This is a genomic window from Vibrio sp. 1F279 (assembly GCF_041439815.1).
Lineage (GTDB): Bacteria > Pseudomonadota > Gammaproteobacteria > Enterobacterales > Vibrionaceae > Vibrio > Vibrio tasmaniensis_A.
Map to the genome: position 1 here is coordinate 54,197 of NZ_JBGOOU010000031.1, position 16,433 is coordinate 70,629.

General features: G+C 45.7%; 11 protein-coding genes. 9 read left to right on the forward strand and 2 right to left on the reverse strand.

The window, feature by feature from the left end:
- The first annotated feature begins 81 nt into the window (after positions 1–81).
- The 5 genes from ACED60_RS19495 to recD all read left to right on the forward strand — a co-directional run bounded on the left by ACED60_RS19495 (position 82) and on the right by recD (position 11,026).
- Positions 82–1,077 carry a TDT family transporter gene (locus ACED60_RS19495; protein WP_371728267.1) on the forward strand — a complete coding sequence of 332 codons (996 nt, stop codon included), beginning with the start codon at positions 82–84 and terminating at the stop codon, positions 1,075–1,077.
- Positions 1,078–1,204: 127 nt separating this feature from the next.
- Positions 1,205–4,717 carry an exodeoxyribonuclease V subunit gamma gene (gene recC, locus ACED60_RS19500; protein WP_371728268.1) on the forward strand — a complete coding sequence of 1,171 codons (3,513 nt, stop codon included), beginning with the start codon at positions 1,205–1,207 and terminating at the stop codon, positions 4,715–4,717.
- Positions 4,718–4,723: 6 nt separating this feature from the next.
- Positions 4,724–4,885, forward strand: a complete 162-nt coding sequence (locus ACED60_RS19505; RefSeq protein ID WP_371728273.1) for a hypothetical protein — start codon at positions 4,724–4,726, stop codon at positions 4,883–4,885.
- A 241-nt stretch (positions 4,886–5,126) separates the two neighbouring features.
- A complete protein-coding gene (recB, locus tag ACED60_RS19510) occupies positions 5,127–8,801 on the forward strand; it encodes an exodeoxyribonuclease V subunit beta (protein ID WP_371728269.1) in 3,675 nt (1,224 codons plus the stop codon).
- The gene (recD, locus tag ACED60_RS19515; protein ID WP_371728270.1) at positions 8,801–11,026 is read left to right on the forward strand and encodes an exodeoxyribonuclease V subunit alpha; all 2,226 of its coding nucleotides are present in this window, start codon (positions 8,801–8,803) and stop codon (positions 11,024–11,026) included. The genes recB and recD overlap by 1 nt, the downstream gene beginning before the upstream one ends.
- Before the next feature lie 101 nt (positions 11,027–11,127).
- Here recD and ACED60_RS19520 read toward each other — a convergent pair whose 3' ends face one another.
- A complete protein-coding gene (locus ACED60_RS19520) occupies positions 11,128–11,319 on the reverse strand; it encodes a hypothetical protein (RefSeq protein ID WP_009848356.1) in 192 nt (63 codons plus the stop codon).
- A 281-nt stretch (positions 11,320–11,600) separates the two neighbouring features.
- Entirely contained in the window at positions 11,601–12,938 is a 1,338-nt protein-coding gene (gene argA / locus ACED60_RS19525; protein ID WP_135382085.1) for an amino-acid N-acetyltransferase, read from the reverse strand.
- A gap of 161 nt (positions 12,939–13,099) precedes the next feature.
- On the opposite strand from argA, the gene ACED60_RS19530 reads away from it, so the two are divergent.
- The 4 genes from ACED60_RS19530 to csdE all read left to right on the forward strand — a co-directional run bounded on the left by ACED60_RS19530 (position 13,100) and on the right by csdE (position 16,319).
- Positions 13,100–13,573, forward strand: coding sequence for a DUF2850 domain-containing protein (locus tag ACED60_RS19530; protein WP_102582354.1), 474 nt, complete (start codon positions 13,100–13,102; stop codon positions 13,571–13,573).
- A 244-nt stretch (positions 13,574–13,817) separates the two neighbouring features.
- Positions 13,818–14,930 (forward strand): murein transglycosylase A, encoded by a 1,113-nt coding sequence (gene mltA, locus ACED60_RS19535; protein WP_371728271.1) that lies wholly within the window; start codon positions 13,818–13,820, stop codon positions 14,928–14,930.
- Between the two features lie 113 nt (positions 14,931–15,043).
- Positions 15,044–15,853, forward strand: coding sequence for a tRNA cyclic N6-threonylcarbamoyladenosine(37) synthase TcdA (tcdA, locus tag ACED60_RS19540; protein ID WP_009848360.1), 810 nt, complete (start codon positions 15,044–15,046; stop codon positions 15,851–15,853).
- A gap of 37 nt (positions 15,854–15,890) precedes the next feature.
- The gene (gene csdE, locus ACED60_RS19545; protein ID WP_009848361.1) at positions 15,891–16,319 is read left to right on the forward strand and encodes a cysteine desulfurase sulfur acceptor subunit CsdE; all 429 of its coding nucleotides are present in this window, start codon (positions 15,891–15,893) and stop codon (positions 16,317–16,319) included.
- The last annotated feature ends 114 nt before the right edge of the window (positions 16,320–16,433 follow it).

Consider the following 16,433-nt stretch of genomic DNA (forward strand, 5'->3'; position numbering starts at 1 on the left):
TTAACGAAGCGCAAGCGTATTATGGCTTCAACAAGCTGATGAGTTCACAAGTTTAGTGAATTAAGTTTAAGAGAGGCTGACATGATTCAACGTATTAAATATAGATTGACAGGAGCTCCAACACCCATGGCAGGGTTAGCACTCGCAATTGCAAGTTTAGGCTGGTGTTGGGATGGTGTTTTAGTCGCACAAGGTATTTTGCACACACCGGGTTTGGTGCAGTGGGTCAGTGCTGGTATTGCGGCTGTATTGCTTCTTGTTTTAGCTGTGAAATTTTTGATTCACGGCCACTTATTACGTGAAGACCTTGCTCACCCTGTTGTCGGCAGTGTTGTACCCACATTCGCAATGGGTTGTATGGTGGTGTCTGCTTCGTTGGCTCCGATCTCTCAATTCTTACAAGAAGCTGTGTGGCTCGCTTCGGTAGCGTTACATGCCGTGTTCTTGGTGAGCTTCTTATACCACAGAGCTAAAAACTTTGAGATTCACCACATGGTGCCAAGCTGGTTTGTGCCACCAATCGGTATTATCGTGGCAGACGTTTCTTTTTCAGGTAACCCGATCTTAGAGCCCGTTGCTCACGCGACTTTAGTCTTTGGCTTATTGGTTTATGCGGTAATGCTACCTCTCATGATTTACCGTTTGATCTTCTCTCATGAAGTGCCTGACGCAGCAAAACCAACCATTGCGATTATGGCGGCACCAGCAAGTCTATCTTTAGCTGGCTACCTAACGGTGACGGCAAATCCTTCGCCAGTGATCATTGGGTTACTCTTTGGTATTGCAGTGTTGATGACGTTTATTATCTACATCGCGTTTTTCAAACTACTTCGTCTGCCATTCAGCCCGGGCTATGCGGCGTTTACATTCCCAATCGTGATTGGTGCAACGGCGTTATTCAAATTGGCGGCTTGGATGCAAACTGTTGGTGTGGAAACTCACTATGTGGATCAAGTCTTCAACCTAGCGTATCTAGAATTGATTGTGGCAACGTTTGTAGTGGGTTATGTGGCGGTTCGTTATTACATGAATTACAAACCTCACCGTGTTCTAAGTGCGGTAGGCAGTAGATTGTAAGAAGCAATAGTTCAAAAGATAAACGGACCTTAAGTTTTCAGTATTTCATAAGCTTATATTCCTAATCCAAACTCGGTACTTATGCTAATCTGGCTTTATATTGTGGCAAGATTAGCGTGAGTGCACTTTGTTTACTGTTTACCATTCCAATAAAGTCGATACTTTAAAAATCCTTCTCGTTCACTTAATCAAAAGTGATCCTTTAGCCAACCCTTTCGAAAAAGAGCAGATCTTGGTTCAGAGCCCAGGTATGTCTCAATGGCTTAAGATGGAACTCGCCAAAGAGTTTGGTGTAGCAGCAAATATAGACTTTCCTCTTCCTGCAACCTTCATTTGGGATATGTTTACCCAAGTGCTTCCTGATGTACCTAAACGCAGTGCTTTTAACAAAGAAGCGATGACGTGGAAGTTGATGAGTTTGCTACCCGCTAAGCTTGACCACCCTGATTTCTTACCCCTGCAACGCTATCTTGAAAACGACGAGGATGATTCGAAGCTGTATCAATTGGCAGAGAAAATTGCCGATATCTTCGATGGTTACTTGGTGTATCGACCAGAGTGGATGGCGATGTGGGAAGCGGGAGAGCCCGTTGCTGAATTGGTCGATGATGAAGGGCAGCAAGAGCACCCTTGGCAACCGATTTTGTGGCAAGCACTCTATGAGCAAACTCTGTCTCAAGGCCAATCAAAATACCACCGTGGTAACTTGTATCACGACTTCATTGAAGCGCTAGCCAATCAACAAGGTCAACTGCAACATCTGCCGAAACGTTTATTTGTGTTTGGTATTTCTTCGTTGCCTCCTCGTTACATGGATGCGTTGAAAGCTTTGGGTGAGCAGATTGATGTGCACTTGATGTTCACCAACCCTTGCCAACATTACTGGGGCGATATTCGAGACCGTAAATATTTGGCAAGAGTTGAAGCCCAGCGTCGTAAGCAGTTTGCGTTGGTTGATGGTTTACCTCAACTAGAAGGCGAAGTATCACCATTGAAAGATGGCATTGAAGCCAACGTTGAAGACGAACTGCATACCAGCCAAGCGGTCGGTAATAGCTTACTCGCATCTATGGGGAAACTAGGCAGAGATAACCTGTTCTTGCTATCTCAATCAGACAGCGAAGAACATGAGTTCTTTATTGATGTTGAGAGAGATAACCTATTGCATCAACTGCAAGCCGATATTCTCCAGTTAGAAGAACATCAAGACGACCACATATTAGATTCCAGTAACCATAAACAGGTTGTTGAACTTGGCGATCGCTCTCTGACCGTACATGCGTGTCACAGCCCAATGCGTGAGGTTGAAGTCCTTCATGATCAGCTGTTGGCGATGTTTGATGCTGACCCGACTCTGAAACCACGCGATATCATCGTGATGGTGTCTGACATTAATGCTTATAGTCCAGCAATTCAGGCGGTATTTGGTAATGCTCCGGGTGAGCGCTATATCCCATATTCAATCTCAGATAGAACCGCCGACCAAGAGAGCCCAATATTGACTGCCTTCATGCAGTTGGTCGCGCTACCGAACACGCGTTGTCTAGCCTCTGAACTTCTAGAGCTACTAGAAATCCCAGCGATGATGGCACGCTTTGGTATTGATGAATTTCAATTTGAGCAAGCCAAGCAGTGGGTTGAAGAGGCGGGCATTCGTTGGGGTGTCGATGCTTCAACGGCGACAGAGTTTGATCTACCTGCGACCGAGCAAAACACTTGGCTATTTGGCATTCAGCGCATGTTATTAGGATATGCGATGTCGGTCTCTGCGGGCTTGTTTGAAACTGAACACTCTCCGATTGCCGCTTATAACGAAGTTCAGGGTATTAACGCCGAACTTGCGGGTAAGTTAGCGCACTTTATTGACCGTATCGCTCATTACCGCCAACGACTAACTGAAACCCAATCAATCGATATGTGGCGTGAAACCTTGCTGCAAATGATTGATGACTTCTTTGCGGTTGAACTAGAAGGCGAGGTAGTACTTAAGTCGATTCGTGATGCACTTTCACAACTGAATGAACAGCTTGATGACGCCTTGTATGAGCAAGAGTTGTCGCCAAGCATTATCTACCAGTACCTCAATAATAAGTTATCTGGTGCGCGTATTAGTCAGCGTTTCTTAGCGGGGCAAGTTAACTTTTGTACCCTGATGCCGATGCGTTCTATTCCGTTCAAAACCGTTTGTCTATTAGGTATGAATGACGGGGTTTACCCTCGCTCAATGCCACCAGAAGGTTTTGATTTGATGAGCAGCCAAACTCGCTCGCCGAATGGCGTAGGCAAAAAGAGTCTAGCTCGTCCAGGAGACCGTTCTCGTCGTGATGATGACCGCTACCTATTTTTAGAGGCGATGTTGTCGGCGCAAGAGTGCTTGTACATCAGTTATGTCGGCCGTTCAATTCAAGATAATACCGAGCGAGTGCCGTCGGTATTGGTTTCAGAGTTAATTGAGTACTGCCAACAGAACTACTGCTTAAGTGAAGACCAATCACTACCAAGTAATGATTCTGGGCTCAACCTGACTCAAGCGATCAGTTTTGAACACACCATGACACCGTTCAGCCCAGCTGCCTTTACTCAAGGTGATGCAAGCCATGTGCTGAGTTATGCCAAAGAGTGGCTTCCTGCGGCTAACCGTTCCGGTGAACGCAGTGGTGAATTTAATCGTGCATTGGACGACTATTTGTTGGGTGCGACGTACCCGTTAGAACTCGATTTGGTTGAGTTACAGCGTTTTTGGCGTTTGCCAGTGCAGTACTTCTTTAATCGCCGTCTAAAAGTGGTGTTTGAGCCGCCGCTTCCGGTAATGGAAGACGATGAGCCATTTGTACTTAATGGTTTAGAGAGTTTCCAGCTTAAGGATGCTTTGCTGCAAGTGCTGCTAGACCACCCTGAAGGCGCAGACGAAGCGGTTCGATTGTTTGTCTCTGAGCAAAAAGCCCAAGGTCGATTACCTGTTGGTGCTTTCGGGGATATCGAATTTGAAACCAACCGTGTTCAAGCGGAAGACTTGGCTAAAGAGATTCGATTTGTGAGCGGATCACCGCAACAAGATCTCGAAGTGAATATCGAATTTGATGTGTTAGGCGAAGGTAAACCTGTTCGCTTGATGGGTTGGTTAACTCAAAACTATCAATCAGGTCTAGTGCGTTTCCGTAGCGGTAAAATACGCTCTCAAGATTACTTAGCAGCATGGATTGATCATCTATGTTGCGCAGTGATGGGACACGGAAAAACGACCCATATTATTGGCTACGACAGAAAAGAGGGCGTTGTTCACCAAACGCTACAACCTATCGGCGACGCGCAACAGGCGAAGAGCTTGTTGGCTGAGTTAGTACGACTGTTTTATCAAGGTATGACAGCACCGCTACCTTACTTCCCGAAAACCGCATTGGCTGGCGTAGAGGCTGGCTTTAGCCGTGGTAAGTGGGTCGATGACGAAGAAAAGTCGCTCAAGAAAATGGCCGATACCTTTAATGACAGCTTCGCCTTTACGGGTGAGGGGAGAGATACTTACATCTCACGTATTTGGTCTAAATGGGACGATGAGTTGGCTGCTGAGTCACGGATGTATTCAACGCTTGTGTTACAGGCGGCAAGGTTGGCAGCTGCCGATCTGGAAGATCAGGAGTAGGTGGCCGTGATCGACAAGATCAATAGCGGGTGCGCTGAATTAATGAAAGACGAAAGAGAGTCGTTGGTAAGCATTTGGGATGCCTGCTTTCAAAGTGAAGGGAATCAAGGCAAAGGGAAGCAAGGTACAGGAAATAAAGTGGCCGCCAGTAAATCATTATTAGTGTAGGGCGTTCGCTGTACGGCCACAGGTCAGAGGGACCATTATTCTGTGGTTCAAAGTAACGCCGTAAAGTACAAAACTCGTACGCGCTCCTGAACTCGTGGGCGCATAGTAGCGAGGCGATCTGAATTGATCCGTGAGAGAGATCGCACTAACTATTAACAAATCAGCGTAGGACGTAAATTGAATGACGTTTTCCACGCTAGGTCACATTTGTAACAACACATTTATCAGAAGGCAGTAAGGCATGACGACCACAAGCAGTGTTCAGGTAATCGCTCCACAGACACTCGATACCATGACGTTTCCACTTCATGGCGCGCGTTTAATTGAAGCGTCAGCGGGTACGGGTAAAACATTTACCATCGCTGGCTTGTACTTGCGCCTACTGCTCGGGCACGGCACGGCCGCTCCACAAGGTGATCTGACTGAAGCCACTCGACACCATGAGCCGCTAACCGTAGACCAAATCTTGGTTGTGACCTTTACTGAAGCGGCAACGGCAGAGCTACGAGATCGTATCCGTGCTCGAATCCATGATGCACGTATCGCGTTTGCACGTGGGCAAAGTGACGACCCAGTGATTGCGCCTTTGTTACAAGCCATCGAAGATCATGCTGGTGCTGCGAAAACCTTACTCAATGCCGAAAGACAAATGGATGAGGCGGCGGTATACACCATTCACGGCTTCTGTCAGCGTATGCTGACTCAAAATGCCTTTGAGTCTGGAAGCCGTTTTGATAATGAATTTGTGACCGATGAAAGTCACCTGAAAGCGCAAGTGGTAGCTGACTATTGGCGTAAACAGTTCTACCCGCTGCCAATTCAACTGGCGGGTGAAGTGCGAAATATTTGGGGCTCTCCCGCTTCGTTATTGGCTGACGTAAATCGCTACCTGACGGGTTCTCCACTAAAGCTAACTGTGGAAGCAATGTCGGGTGACTTGCAAACTCTGCACAATCAAAACCTAGATAAAGTGAAGCAACTTAAGGCGTTGTGGTGTGAATCTGAAGCGGACTTTTTGGCTTTGATTTCAGGTTCAGATGTGAACAAGCGCAGCTACACTAAGAAGTCTTTGCCTACTTGGTTAGAAGCGGTAACAGCATGGGCGCAGAGCGACACCAATGATTACCAGTTCCCAGATAAATTGGAGAAGTTCTCACAAGCCACTCTAATTGAAAAAACACCGAAAGGCACGGCACCTCAGCACGCCGTTTTCGAAGCGATTGAGGACTTCTTAAGTTCTCCTGCAGACCTGAAAGCTCCCTTGTTGGCACATGCTATTACTCATTGTCGAACCATGTTAGCCAAAGCTAAACAACAAAAGCAGTGGTTATCGTTTGATGATTTGCTGACTCAGTTATCCGCGTCAATTGATGTGGATGAGCAATCCTTGCTGGTGGAGAGAATTCGAACCTTATACCCAGTGGCGATGATCGATGAATTCCAAGATACCGATCCGCTGCAATACAGTATTTTTAGCCGAATCTATTTAGAAAATCCGCAATGTGGCCTGTTTATGATCGGCGACCCGAAGCAGGCTATCTATGGCTTCCGTGGCGCGGATATCTTTACCTACATTAAAGCAAGAAACCAAGTTAGTGCTCACTATACGTTAGGCACTAACTGGCGTTCGAGTGCTGATATGGTCAGCGCGGTAAACCAAGTGTTTATGAATTCGGATAGCCCGTTTATCTACGACCAAGACATTCCATTTTTGCCTGTTGCTGCGAGTCCATCAGCCGACAAACGCCAATGGGTGATGAATGGTGAAACTCAGCACGCGCTCACCTTTTGGCTACAAGAAGCGGAAGATAAGCCACTACCAAAAGGCGAATATCACAAGGCCATGGCCGAGGCGACCGCGAGTCAAATTCAAACCATTCTGACCGCTTCTCAAAACGAGCAGGCTTATTTTGATAACGGTAAAAAACAACATGCCGTGAATGCAGGTGATATTGCTGTTTTGGTTCGAACCGGTAGTGAAGGTCGCCTAATTAAAAATGCGTTGTCGGAACAAGGCATTGCGAGCGTGTATTTGTCTAACCGAGATAGCGTGTTCACCAGCTTGGTCGCGCAAGATATTCAGCGCCTATTGCAGGCGGTGTTGACGCCTGAAAATGACCGTGCATTGCGCGCGAGTTTAGCGTCGGAATTGTTTGCTTTGGATGCCGCATCATTGGATGAACTCAACAACGATGAAGTGGTGTGGGAAAACGTCGTTAACGAATTCCGAGAATATCGTAAGTTGTGGCTACAGCGTGGCGTGTTGCCAATGTTACGCAGCGTGATCAGCAAACGACATCTCGCGGAACGCTTACTGGAAGAAGAAAGTGGTGAGCGCTTACTCACTGATTTGATGCACATTGGCGAACTGCTGCAACAAGCAAGGCAGGAGCTCGACAGCGACTATGGCTTACTGCGTTGGTTGGCAGAAGCGATATCAGACACACAAAATGGTTTAGGTGGCAGTGAAGACGACATTCAACGCCTTGAATCAGAAAGAAACTTGGTTCAAATCGTTACCATCCACAAATCGAAAGGCTTGGAATATGACCTCGTATTTTTGCCGTTTGTCGCGAGTTACCGTGAAGCGAGTGAGGGCAAGTTCTACGATCACGAATCAGATACCACAGTGCTCGATATTACCGGTAGCGATAGCGCATTGGCACAAGCCGATAAAGAGCGACTGGCGGAAGACCTACGCTTGATTTATGTAGCGCTGACTCGTGCCGTTTACGGTTGTTTCATTGGCATGGCGCCACTGCGTAAAGGGCGTTCAACCAAAGAACCGACGGGCGTGCATTTGAGTGCGATGGGCTACTTGGTTCAAAACGGACAAGAGCAAGGCATCGCTGAGTTGAATCAAGCTTTGTCAGCGATTGAGAGTAAGAATTCAAGCGTATTACTGTCTGAAACACCAACCGCTCACGAGCAAGTGTTTGTACAAACAGAGCAAGTGAGTGACGACTTACAGGCCAATGAACTTAAAGCTTCAATTGACCGAGCTTGGCGTATCACCAGTTATTCGGGGCTTGTAAAGCAAGGTAGTCACGGTGCGAGCCATGACGCGACTATTGAGGTGTCTGGCTTCGATATTGACTCGGCAGATGAACAAGACGAGTCGGAATTGATTGAACCTGAACGTTCTATATTCACGTTCCCTCGTGGCGCTCGCCCTGGTACTTTCTTGCACACCTTGTTTGAGGATGTTGAATTTACTGAGCCAGCAACCAGCGAACATAACACGCAAGTAATCACTCACTTATTAGAGTCGGAGCAATACGAACTAGAGTGGTTACCTGTGCTTCAACAACTGGTCGATACGGTGCTGAACACCGCGCTGGATGGTAAGAACTTAAAGCTAAGCGAGAAAGACTCAACGCAACGATTAGTCGAAATGGAGTTCTTGTTGCCGATCGAAGTGTTGGCCGCATCTGAGCTGAATCAAACCATTCAATATCATGATCCGTTATCGGCTAAAGCGGGCGATTTAGGTTTCCAAACCGTGCAAGGCATGCTGAAAGGCTTCATCGATTTGGTGTTCGAGCACCAAGGTAAATACTATGTGCTCGACTGGAAATCGAATCATTTAGGTGATGATGTTGCCGTCTACCATGGTGAGGCACTGAAATCGGCGATGGCTGACCACCGCTACGATCTGCAATATCAAATCTATGCGTTGGCATTGCACCGCTTCTTACGCAGCCGCGTTGCGGATTACAGCTATGATCAGCACTTTGGTGGGGTCTATTACTTGTTTTTAAGAGGAATGGACGGCCAATCTCAACAAGGTATTTTCTCGGCGAAACCTACATTAGCTTTGCTCGATGAAATGGATCAATTGATTGACGGTAAAGTGATAGACAGACGTTCAGCACAATTGAATGACAATGAAACTGGACAGATGGGGCTTCTATAATGACAACAACGACCACTAATACCACCATAGAAACAGCGAATTCTGTTAAGCCTGCTTCACTTATCCCTGAGCAGCTCATGGATGTATTGAAGTTCCTAGCGGACAAAGGTTCAATTCGTCAGCTGGATTATCAGTTTGCTCGTTTTATTGCTCAGCAAGCGACGAGTCATTCTCAAGAGATCGGCTTTCTCGCTGGGGTGGTGAGCCATGAATTAGGCAAGGGGCACATTTGTATGCAGCTTATACAGCAACATACGACAGGCCTTGGCCAAACGGCAGATCTCGCTCAGTTACTTGGGTTGTACAGTGAAACGGCACTGCAATTGAACCAAAAACTGTTGGGGATTGATTGGGCGACTGTTCTGCAATCATCTAACCTCGTTGGCACAACCAATGACTGCGTTAAGCCGCTGATGTTTGATGGACAGCGTGTCTACTTACAGCGTTATTGGAACTATGAAGTTGTGTTGGCTGAAACTCTAAACCGTTTAAGTAAGCCAGTAGAATTCAATATTGAGCAGAAAAAAGCACTGACTGAAACGCTCAATCAGCTTTTTGCACGCAGTTATCACTTCCTGTTTAATGCCTTAGCCAAGGCTGAAGCAAACCAACAAACCTCTCAGGTATTACGTCAGCAGTTAGTGTGTGACCATCTAGATATTGTCGACGAACAGGCTTTGGATTGGGGTTCTATCGATCAAGCGATTGTTCAAGCAAAACAAGTGACCGATTTAGATGTGCTGGATAGTCTAGTGCCGTTATCTGTCTGTTTGAATTGGCAAAAAGTAGCGGCAGCGGTGGCGTTAAGTCGACGTTTTGCGGTTATTTCTGGCGGACCGGGTACCGGTAAAACAACCACAGTAACCAAATTACTTTCGGCTATGGTCGAGCAATCGCTAAGCCAAGGTAAAACACCGACGATCAAGCTAGTGGCACCGACAGGTAAAGCGGCAGCACGTTTAACTGAGTCGATTGGTAAAGCGATTGAGCAGCTGCCATTAGCACCTGAAGTAAAGGCCAACATACCGACTGAATCCAGTACTTTACATAGGTTACTCGGCGCGATTCCTAATCGAGCTGAATTTAGACACAACCGACGCAATCCACTTCACCTTGATATCTTGGTGGTGGATGAAGCATCGATGGTCGACTTATCCATGATGTATAAGCTGGTGGATGCGCTTCCTGAGCATGCAAGGCTTATCTTGTTGGGCGATAAAGATCAACTCGCTTCTGTTGAGGCGGGTGCGGTGTTAGGTGATATCTGTTCATTCAATTCTGTCGGTTACAGCAGCGCGCAAGGTAACTTGATTGCGGAAATGACAGGCTTTGATGCGATAGCTAAACCAAGGCAGCTCAAAACAGGATCGGTTAACCCTCCTGCGATTGCAGATAGTTTGTGTATGCTGCAGAAGAGTTACCGTTTTGATGCACGTTCAGGTATCGGACAGTTGGCAAAGGCGATCAATAACGGCTCTGCGAATCAAGTAGATCAAGTGTTCAGCAAAGGGTTTGGTGATATTGAAAATCACCCTCTGTCGAGTGACAGCTATAATTTGATGTTACGTACTTTAGTCAATGAGTATGGTGCGTATCTGAACCGAATGAATGTGCCGCTAGAAGAATTAGAAACTCAAGAAGCGAGAGCCAAATCGGTGCTCGACTTGTTCAGTCAATGTCGATTGCTGTGTTCTATTCGTGAAGGTGACTTCGGTGTTAAAGGCCTCAACCAAAGAATCGAAAGGGCACTTGCCGCAAGACGTTTGGTGAATCCGCATAACGATGAATTGTGGTATCACGGGCGACCAGTAATGGTAACGCGCAATGATCATGGCTTGGGCTTATACAATGGTGATATTGGTATCTGTATGCTCGAAGCCGATTCAACGACTTTAGAGTCAAATAGTGCGAATTCCGCACCTCGACTGAAGGTGTATTTTGAGTTGCCTGATGGCAGTGTGAAAGCCGTACTACCAAGCCGAGTCCCCGATCATGAGACCGCTTATGCGATGACGATACACAAATCTCAAGGCAGTGAATTTGATCTGACCTTGATGATCTTACCGCCAGACTTCAGCCCTATTTTAACGCGAGAGCTTATCTATACGGGTATAACACGTGCTAAGAAACGACTGATGATGTTCAGTGATACTAATGTCTTGAAGCGTGGTATTAAGGTAAAAACAGAGCGAGTGAGTGGTTTAGGAAGTCGATTAACCAGCTAACAGTCAGTGGCTTTAGTGAAGGTGCAGCTGGAAGTAAAACTACGAAATAGCAGGGTAAACCGTATACACAAAGCAACCATCCGTGGTTGCTCTGAACGTTATCAGGAATCAGTACCCAAAAACGCTCGAGTAAACGATATATGGTTTATCTTGTATTTTGGTTGGCAATTCAAAATAAACTCTTTTAGATTTTCGCTCACAGGGAACACGCAGTGTACGTCTAACCCTTCTAAGAATTGGTTATCAGCCATATCCCAAAAACTTTGCAGCGAGTTACAAACAATGGTTCTCATATCAATGTTGCTCTTTTGCTGTTTATATTAACGAGCAGACTAATGACTACTAGCATGCTGATCGTTAACGGGTATAGCAATCCGTGCAGTGACCACCTAAATGTCATAGATTAAACATTCGGCGGCATTCCAATAAAAACGCTTGTCGATATTCATAAAGCGTGCAAATTCTATACAATTATAGCTGTGAATGAAAGTGCATATTTAATAAATCTCACATGAGAAACGATTGCATTTGCAATAGATTCCTTATTAAAGTGAGATTTTACTCCAAATTTAATTTACACATTTAACGCTAAGATCTTGGAATTTCTTTGATAGTTGTACAGACCTTGCTTTTCCATTGGTAATTCATCAACAGTAATCTCGTAAAAACCCTGTTCACGAAACCAATGAAGGCTGTGTGTGGTAAGAACAAAGATCTGGTCGATATCACGAGATTTGGACTGATGACGCATGTAATCCAGCAGTATCTGCCCACGGTTGCCATCTCGGTAGTCTGGGTGAATGGCCACACAGGCCATCTCTGCCATGTGATCTTCTGGATAAGCGTATAGCGCAGCGCAACCAATGATCAGACCGTCTTTTTCGATGATGGTAAAACGATGGACTTCTTGTTCTAACTGCTCTCTTGAGCGACGAACAAGAATGCCTTGTTCTTCAAGAGGACGAATGAGGTCAAAGATACCACCGATGTCATCAATCTGAGCTTGTCTGACTTGTTCGGCACTCGCCATGACCACTTGGGTTCCAATACCATCAAAAGAGAATAGCTCTTGGATCAATGCACCATCGACTTTGTAGCTGATCAAGTGACAACGAGGCACGCCTGCTCGGCAAGCGGAGATCGCTCCTTTCAAGAAGCGCAGTGTTCCGGTGCTCATGTCTTCGGCGGGGTTCTGGGATTCCGTTAAGCGTTCAAGAATTTGCTTGGCGTCTTTAGGGAAGAGTTCGGCGAGTACATTACCGCTTTCGTCTGTCACCCCTTGCTCAGAACAAAAGCCAATCAGTTTGTCGGCTTTCAAACGGATAGCAACTTGTGTCGCGACCTCTTCCGAAAGCAGGTTAAAGCTTTCGCCAGTGACTGAACTGGCAATCGGCCCAAGAAGGACGATGGAACCTTGGTCAAGGGTGCGATTGATCCCTTCGATGTCTATTCGACGAATGCGTCCGCTGTGGCAGTAATCTGTACCATCATCGACGCCTAAGGGTTGAGCGGTAATGAAGTTACCACTCATAACATTCAGTTGAGTTCCTGCCATTGGGGTGTTGTTCAAACTCATTGAAAGACGAGCGGTGATCGCAAGTTGCAGTTGTCCAGCCGCCTGCATTGCAACACCTAAAGAATATTCATCTGTGACTCTAATATTTTTATGGTAAGGCGTATGGCAGTCTTGCTTCTCTAACAGTTGGTTGATCTGTGGTCTTGCCCCATGAACGAGAACAATCTTAACCCCAAGACTATGAAGCAGGGCTATATCACTAATAATGTTGCCAAAGTTTCTATCGGCAACGGCTTCACCCCCCAACATAATCACCATGGTTTTACCACGGTGAGCATTTACATAAGGGGTCGATTGCCTAAAGCCTTTGACTAGCGCCGTACTTCTTAATTTCACAGAATAAGCCTTCCTTGTTTATTTATTCGATAATTTAGCATTTAAATTCAAATCTGAACAACAACTTTTTGGAAGGAAGCGCAAACTATTCTCATCTAGGCTTCGTTTTATAAACTGTCTCAGTGTACAATGCGTACAGCATCCTTATGAGTCGTAAACGAATGCAAAAAAATCCAGCAAGAAAGAGTAAGATTGATGAGATCGCAAAAGGTCTCTACAGTGGAGCAGAGCAGCGCAACAAACCTAAATTGAGACGTAAGCTCATTGAACGCAGTTTAATGGTTTTAGCTTTGGTGGGTTCGTTTGCCGTCGCTTCCTTGTTCGCCGATGTGTTTTATAGAGTGCAAGATGCGATAACACCTAATAGTCAAATATATGGAACTTGGGTCGAGCAAGATGTCGCTCGTTATGCTGCGGACGAGTTTGTGCTGAGTGAAAATGGTGTGTCAGTGCGAGGCTCTGTTGTGTCGACTCATTTTGATTTTGATGGCAAGTACTTCGAATATAAGGCAGGCAATAAAGCGTATCGCTTTCGCCTAACGAATTCTGATAAGACAGAAATGATGCTTGTATCGGATAATCACTATAATCCAGTCTTTCGCCTTAAAGGTTATATAGATAACTCAGTTCGATAGGTTATCTTATACCAATCGTAGTAAATAACTGGTCACCCTAGCTTGTTAAAAACCTCGATAACTTCGTTAGAATTTTTGATTGTAGAATAACTACTTATCGAAAAAATCTGCCTTGTTCTCAAGATTTTTTCCTACGCTATTTTTGAACACTTACTTACTGTGATTGGTATTATTGTAAACATTTACAATCTAAGATTGTGTTATCTGATCGTTTTTGTCATCCTCGATGCATAGAATATTTAGGATGACTCTTGTGATTAAAAAATGGCTTCCCCTTGTTGCTGCCTCTTTCTTATTTGGCTGTGCTCAACCCACTGATCTTGCCCAACAACACCTTGATGGTGAATTTCCCCGAACCTTAAATAAGGTCGATTTGGTTGAATCTAATAAACCAAGAGACTTCACCGCATTTGCAGAGCAAGCTGAGATGGTGGTTTCTAAATCCCCTTCGATGGCTAAAATCTATGAGCCGCTTTATCAGCAACTCAATGAATGGGCGGTGCTGAGTGGAGAGCCAAGCGAGCTAGCGAATTTTGGCGTTCAAACTGCTCAATTAGGTGGTGGTGATAAACAAGGTAATGTTTTATTCACGGGTTACTTTTCTCCTGTAATGGAACTGCGACATGAAGCAAACGGAGAATACCGATTCCCTGTTTATGGGCTTCCAGAGTGTGATAAAGAGTGTCCAACACGCGAAGAGATCTACAACGGTGCATTAGAAGGCCAAGGTCTTGAGTTAGGTTATTCAGCAAACCGTATCGACCCATTTATGATGGAAGTACAGGGCAGCGGCTTTGTGCATTTCGGAGATGATGACACGCTGCAGTATTTTGCATACGCGGGTAAGAACAATAAAGCTTACGTGAGTATTGGCCGTGTTTTGATCGAAAGAGGTTTAGTGCCACGCGAAAAAATGTCATTGAAAGCTATCAAAGAGTGGGTCTTGGCAAACGATCCTGAAGTGGTAAAAGAACTGCTTGAGCAAAACCCATCTTTCGTCTTCTTTAGCGCGAGAGATGATCTATCCGTAATGGGAAGTGCTGGCATTCCTTTATTACCGATGGCGGCGGTAGCGGGCGATCGCTCTATCTTACCAATGGGAACACCTATCCTGGCTGAGGTTCCGTTACTGAATGCTGATGGTACTTGGAGCGGCGCGCACCAACTAAGACTACTATTGGTTTTAGATACCGGTGGTGCGGTTAAGCAAAACCATTTGGACCTCTACCATGGTATGGGCCCACGAGCAGGAACTGAAGCGGGTCATTACAAGCATTTTGGTCGGGTGTGGAAGCTGGGTCTAGATGGCAGCGCAACCGAAGCGCCTTGGGCTTTGCCTCCTGAAAAGGTCGAGTAAACAACAATAAAATGGGGCATTGAAAGCGAATCGCTAATCCCCTAGACTTTTAATTCAAGAGTGCGTATAAAACGCACTCTTTTCTTTTTCTCAGAAATAAATTGGCGGCAACAATGCGTGAATTGACCACTCCAGCTTCAGAAAACTATGACCAACGATTTGGTGGCACTCGTCGCCTGTATGGCAATAGTGAAGTCGATATACTTAGAGCAGCACACGTGTGTGTGATCGGTATTGGCGGTGTCGGTTCATGGGCGGTTGAAGCGCTTGCTCGTACTGGTTTAGGTGAGCTGACATTGATCGATATGGATGATGTGTGCGTGACGAACATTAACCGTCAAATCCACGCAATGTCGGGCACGGTTGGTAAGAGTAAAATCGAAGTGATGGCAGAGCGCGTTAAGCTGATTAACCCTGAGTGTAAAGTGAACCTGATCGACGACTTTATTGGTCCTGATAATCAGGCTGAATACCTATCGAAAGAGTTCGACTTTGTGCTCGATGCGATTGATAGCATGAAAGCTAAGGCTTCGCTGTTGGCGTATTGCCGTAGCAACAAAATTAAAGTGATCACCACCGGTGGCGCGGGTGGACAAATCGATCCGACTCAAATCAAAGTGGCTGATCTGACTAAAACGATTCAAGATCCGTTAGCGAAGAAATTGAAAGACACATTGCGTCGTCATCATAATTTCCCTAAGAATCCAGCGCGTAAGTTTGGTATCGATTGTGTGTTCTCGACTGAGCAACTTAAGTACCCACAAGCTGACGGCAGTGTATGTGCTGCGAAAGCAACCGCAGAAGGTCCAAAGCGAATGGATTGTGCGACGGGTTTTGGTGCAGCAACGGTTGTCACGGCTACCTTTGGTTTTGTGGCGGTTTCACGTATCGTAGAAAAGATCGTTCAAAAGCACGCTAAGTAACGTCTTCTTCTCAATTAACAATCGACTGGATATTAAAATGACCACATTCCCAAGCTTTCCATTCGGCAAAGAAATTACCAGTGATGATATTGTCGCAAAAATGCAGACTTTCAGCGGCTGGGAAGATCGTTATCGCCAGGTGATTCAGTGGGGTAAGAAACTGCCTAGCATGCCTGATGAACTGAAAAGTGAACAGGTTGTCGTATCTGGTTGTGAAAGCCAAGTGTGGTTGGTTTCTCAAAATATCGACGGTGTTTGGCGCTTTTGTGCTGATTCTGATGCGCGTATCGTTCGCGGTCTGATTGCATTAGTGATGGCTGCGTATGATGGAAAAACATCAGAGCAGATTCAAGCGTTCGATATCGATGGATACTTTGAACAAATCGGTTTAATTACCCATCTAAGCCCATCTCGCGGCAATGGATTAAAAGCGATTGTTGCTCAAATCCAAGAGCTAAGTGCTTAACATTTCTTAGATACACAGAAACAAAAAGGGTTGACGCTAAACGCCAACCCTACATAATTTCGCTACTCGCTACTCGCTACTCGCTACTCGCTACTCGCTACTCGCTACTCGCTA